Origin of the sequence: Bradyrhizobium sp. 2TAF36 (assembly GCF_052114925.1) — a bacterium.
Classification (GTDB): domain Bacteria; phylum Pseudomonadota; class Alphaproteobacteria; order Rhizobiales; family Xanthobacteraceae; genus Bradyrhizobium; species Bradyrhizobium barranii.
The window spans coordinates 1-1,666 of the sequence record NZ_JBFRFR010000218.1 but is presented as its reverse complement, the minus strand read 5'-3'; the positions used below and the strand labels follow the sequence as shown (position 1 = coordinate 1,666).

1 pseudogene is annotated in these 1,666 nt (G+C 57.0%); it reads left to right on the top strand.

The features are described from left to right. Positions 1 to 202: pseudogene (locus AB4Z51_RS44790) on the top strand (dihydropyrimidinase); the annotation flags it as partial. Positions 203 to 1,666: the final 1,464 nt, after the last annotated feature.

The following is a 1,666-nucleotide window of genomic DNA, read 5'->3' as shown; positions in this document are numbered from 1 at the left end:
GTGGGACCCGAAGCTGACAAAGACGATTCAGCAGGCCGACCTGCACCACGGCGCGGACTATACGCCGTGGGAGGGCTTTGACGTCACCGGCTGGCCTGTCACCACCATCGCGCGGGGCCGCGTGGTGTACGAGCAGGGCAAGATCGTCGGCGACAAGGGCGCAGGCGAGGTGCTGAGCCGGGGCAAGTCGAGCCTGGTGTGACCCTCACATCGGCTCGATGCCGATCTTCTTGATGATCCCGGCCCATTTCGTGTTTTCAAGGTCATGAAATCCTTCAGGCCCTTAGGGTCCATCACCAGCGGCTCGGCGCCCTGTTCGACGAAAAGGGTACCCACCTTTGGATCGTTCACGGTCTCCACCATCGCCGCATAGATCTGGCAGACGCGAATTGCAAAAGCTGGCGCAAGTCGGCTTGAGTGCTTGATCTTTCAATGGGGATTGACCGACACTCTCTCCGCCCTGTTGCTTGTCGATTAAATTAGTCACCGCGCAAACCGACGGATTTCGCATGGCACGCAAAGCCCAAGCCGCTTGAGGTTCGGAGCGGCGGAAGGCGGCTCCACGATTTGAACGTGCGGTGGGCTCATGGGGCAGGGGTGAAAGACGGTCTTCTACATCATCTTTGGTGGGACGAACCTTTATCTGATTGGCTCCAATCAGATATCGATTGTCGGAGTTAGCTCAAACTTGCCCATGATGGATTGGAGCGAGAGTTCAGGTTTTTCAATTGGTTAGATGGCGGCGTGTGCGCGACGTGTGCACCGGGAGATCAAAAAAAATCGCGCGACCGCCAGCGTGAGCAAGGGTTCTCTGAAGCGGCAGGTCGGTAGCGGAAAAGTGTCTGTCTTCGTTGCTCATCGCGTAGCTGCGCCTGCGACCTATCCAATATGGACGCGTCGCACCGAGATAGGCGAACTGCCTCTAGTCAGCGGTCGCAGGTTCGAGCCCTGGTGCGTCCACCAATCAATGGCCAGCGGCGACAACCATTTGAGCAACTGATTTTTTCAAGGGTCCGTTTTGATTCAACGAACGAGCGTGGGCGAGGTATGCAAGGGCCCACCTACGCAGAAGAGTCGGCTAGACTAGGTTCAGATTCGTTCCGTGTTCGCGCACTCGAGGTGCTACCGATTGGAGTGATCACTATCGCCGATTTCCGGGGCGACGTTCCAAACCTTGGATGCGCAATATCCGCAAGCCTATGACTAGCAAAGGTTGCATCTGAAGGAGAATTCAGCTAGGAAATCACGTCGAGTTTCTGCGTGAAGGGCGATGTCAGCTGCCGACGTGAGCGGACAGTCACTAGATCCTATTTCTATCTTGGTCGATGCTGCGCATCTGTCAGGAGTCGCTTTCGCGAGCACGTCGGTTGTCCACCGAGACCGGTGAGACGATTTCACTTGCGCTCACTCGACTTGGACTCGTCCATCGCGCACAACACCGCAAACATGTCAAATCCCATCGTACAAAATATTCCACGTTGCCGAAATTCAGAAAATGGCGTATGTGTCGCCCATCCAGGTTCATCCTTGAGGGATGATCATGTGGTCGTCAGTGTCGCGAGCCGGGCTTGCGGTGGACGCGGCAGCGTCGGGTGCGAATGGCAAAGGGCGGGCCGGATTGCTCTGCGTGAGCCCGAGGCTTCGTGCGGACGAACGGGACGAACGG